This window comes from Stenotrophomonas sp. P5_A8 (genome assembly GCF_056400545.1).
The window spans coordinates 1-2,991 of record NZ_JBFULB010000411.1 but is presented as its reverse complement, the minus strand read 5'-3'; the positions used below and the strand labels follow the sequence as shown (position 1 = coordinate 2,991).

The window sequence follows — 2,991 nt, the reverse complement described above, 5'->3', positions numbered from 1 at the left end:
GGATGGCACGGTGGCGGATGTAGTCCTCGCACACGTCGTTGATCTTGATGGCGCTCATCACGCGCGCCTTGGCGCCGAGCTTTTCCAGCGCGTCCTGCATGGCCAGCGCGTTGATCACGGTGGCGAGCATGCCCATCTGGTCGCCGGTCACCCGGTCCATGCCGCCGGCGGCGAGGCCGGCGCCGCGGAAGATGTTGCCGCCGCCGATCACCAGCGCCACTTCGGCGCCGGCCTGCTGGGCTTCGATCACTTCGCGGGCAAGGCGGTTGATGACCTTCGGGTCGATGCCGTAGTCCTCATCCCCCATCAGTGCCTCCCCGGAAACTTTCAGCAGGATGCGACGATAGGAAAGATTGGACATGGTGGCCTCTGGGTGCGTGGAAAACGCGCAAATTCTACTGGAAGCCGGGCCCGTCCGTGGAGAAATCTTGCTGCGCTGCGGCGCAGGTCCGGTCCGGCCCCCGCCGTTACTGCGGCCGACCCGGCTCAGGCCGGGGCGGTCCCCGGCGAGCGAGCGATGACGCGGTTGCGCCCCAGGTTCTTGGAGCGGTAGAGCACGTCGTCGGCGGCCTTGAGCAGGTCCTGAACATCGGCAAAACGCTCGTAGCCGCCCTGAGTGGCCACGCCGGCGGAGAAGGTCACAAACAGCGGACCGTCGGCTACTTCGGCCATCGGGGTGTTGACGATGCTGGCCAGCACCCGGCGCACCACTTCCAGGGCGACCGGCTCGGTGGTGTTGGGCAGCAGGGCGATGAATTCCTCGCCACCGAAACGGGCCACGGTGTCGCTGGTGCGCAGCTGCTCCTGCAGCTTGCCAGCGAAGGCGCGCAGGACCTGGTCGCCCATCAGGTGGCCGTGGGCGTCGTTGATCTTCTTGAAGTCGTCCAGATCGATGAAGGCCACCGACAGCGGCCAGCCGTGGCGGGTGGCGCGCAGGAATTCCTGTTCCAGCACGGCCTCGAGCTGGCGGCGGTTGAGCACGCCGGTGAGCGCATCGCGGTGGGCCTGTTCGGCCAGCCGGTTGGCCCGGGCCTCGAACTCATCGGCACGCTGCCGGGCCATGGCCGCGTCCTGCATTTCGCGCAGGTTGCGCAGCGTGGCCAGCTCCTGGGCGTGGTCGATCAGCTGCTGCACGCGCGAAGGGGAGATCAGGGTGGTTTCGAACAGGGCGCTGATATCGGGCAGGGCCTCGCCGATCCGGGCCAGGACCTGGTCGAACTGGGCGCTGTCCAGCTGCAGCCGCTCGTTGACCAGCTGCAGGGCGTGTTCGCGCGCGGCATCGGCATCGGCGCTGAGCCAGATGTCGGCCACGGCGCCGGACAGGGCCACGCAGGTCTGGAAGTTGTCTTCGGCGTCGGCCGGCGATTCGCTGCGGGCGATGCTGTCCACCAGGTAGCGCGGCAGCTGCCACTGGTCGGCCATCCAGGCGCCGACCTCGGCGTGGCTGGACTGCAGGTGTTCGCGTTCCAGTGCGACCAGGGCGTCGTTGTCCCTGGCCTGGCGCAGCAGCGGCAGGTAGGTGTCCGGCTGCGACTGGGCCAGCACGAGGATGCCCAGGTCCTGCAGCAGGCCGGCCAGCATCAGCTCTTCGGCCTTGCGCAGGCCGCGGGCCTGGCCGAGCAGGCTGGCGGCCAGTGCACTGAGAATGCTGCGCCGCCATGCGCGTTCGCGCAGGTCCTGGCCTTGCCCGGGGCTGGTCARGCCCTGGGTGACGGTAAAGCCCAAGGCAAGGCTGACGGTGGCATTCAGGCCCAGCATGGTCAGCGCCTGGCCGAGGTTTTCGATGCGCCGGCGGCTGGCATACAGCGGGGAATTGGCGATGCGCAGCATGCGCGCGCTCAGCGCCATGTCGATGGCGATGATGTCGGCGGCGGTGGTGATGTCCGCTTCCGGGTCCTGGGCCAGCTCGATGATGCGCAGGGCAATACCGGGCGGCGAGGGTAGGTTGCGGCAGAGCGCCAGGGCGGCTGTCAGCTCGGGAGGCATGGCGGGGCTACTGGTGTGTTGAGGCAAGAATACATGGAGTCCGTCACAGATTTGAGCGTTGATTCTTGCGGTGGTTTTTCGATTGGCGTTGGCGGCATCGTGGGTAATGCGCCATGCGCTGCAAAACCAGTGGGCAGATCGCGGCGGGTGTGTTCATCGCGCTCTTGGTAACACATTCACCGGCGGAGGGGGAGGTCCGCTACCATTCGCGCTCTTAATCACAAGGATGACGCAACAGATGGCCGTCAAGTCGCTGCATGAGTTTCTGTCCACCACCCAGGAGAAGGACGTCAGTGCCGATGCGTTCGAGCTGGAAAGCCCGCACATGCTGGAGGTGCGCGTCGATGGGATGGTGTGGGCGAAGGCCGGTTCGATGGTGGCCCGCAAGGGCGGGGTGAAGTTCACCCGTCAGGGGCTGCTGGAGCAGGGTCTCGGGACGCTGCTGAAGAAGATGATGACGGGCGAGGGCCTGCAGTTGATGAAGGTGGAGGGGCAGGGGCGTGTGTACCTGGCCGATGCGGGCAAGCAGGTGACGCTGGTGCGGCTGGCCGGGGAGTCGATTTTCGTCAACGGCAACGATGTGCTGGCCTTCGAGACCGGGATCGAGTCGAAGATCACGATGATGAAGAAGGTGGCGGGGATGCTGTCCGGTGGTCTGTTCAACATCAAGTTGAGCGGTCACGGGATCGTGGCGATGACGTCGCACTACGAGCCGTTGACGTTGCCGGTGACGGCGCAGGGCGGTCCGGTGTTCACCGATCCGAACGCGACGGTGGCTTGGTCGGGGTCGCTGGTGCCGGAGATCGTGGCGGATATTTCGCTGGGGACTTTGGTGGGGCGTGGCTCTGGCGAGACGCTGCAGATGCGTTTTGCGGGCGAGGGTTGGGTGGTTGTGCAGCCTTATGAGGAAGTGACGTTCCAGGCTAAGGGGTGAGGGGTTGCGGGTGCGCTGGCGCGCTTAGGCTTTTATAGCAGCAAGAGCGACGGCAACTGCCAGTGCAACTG

3 protein-coding genes are annotated in these 2,991 nt (G+C 66.2%); 1 reads left to right on the top strand and 2 read right to left on the bottom strand.

The features are described from left to right. Positions 1-361, bottom strand: a 361-nt coding sequence (locus AC1DQP_RS18855; protein WP_478052240.1) for an amino acid kinase family protein, incomplete at its 3' end; no start/stop codon positions are given. Between the two features lie 125 nt (positions 362-486). Then, positions 487-1,986: a GGDEF domain-containing protein gene (locus tag AC1DQP_RS18850; RefSeq protein WP_256776802.1), complete on the bottom strand. Its 1,500-nt coding sequence runs from the start codon at positions 1,984-1,986 to the stop codon at positions 487-489. Between the two features lie 238 nt (positions 1,987-2,224). Between AC1DQP_RS18850 and AC1DQP_RS18845 the strand changes: the two genes are divergently transcribed. Beyond that, positions 2,225-2,920 carry an AIM24 family protein gene (locus AC1DQP_RS18845; RefSeq protein WP_256776801.1) on the top strand — a complete coding sequence of 232 codons (696 nt, stop codon included), beginning with the start codon at positions 2,225-2,227 and terminating at the stop codon, positions 2,918-2,920. Positions 2,921-2,991: the final 71 nt, after the last annotated feature.

Excerpts from the sequence above, each read along its gene's own strand:
- AC1DQP_RS18845 (WP_256776801.1), top strand. The coding sequence starts at position 2,225 with ATGGCCGTCAAGTCGCTGCATGAGTTTCTGTCCACCACCCAGGAGAAG.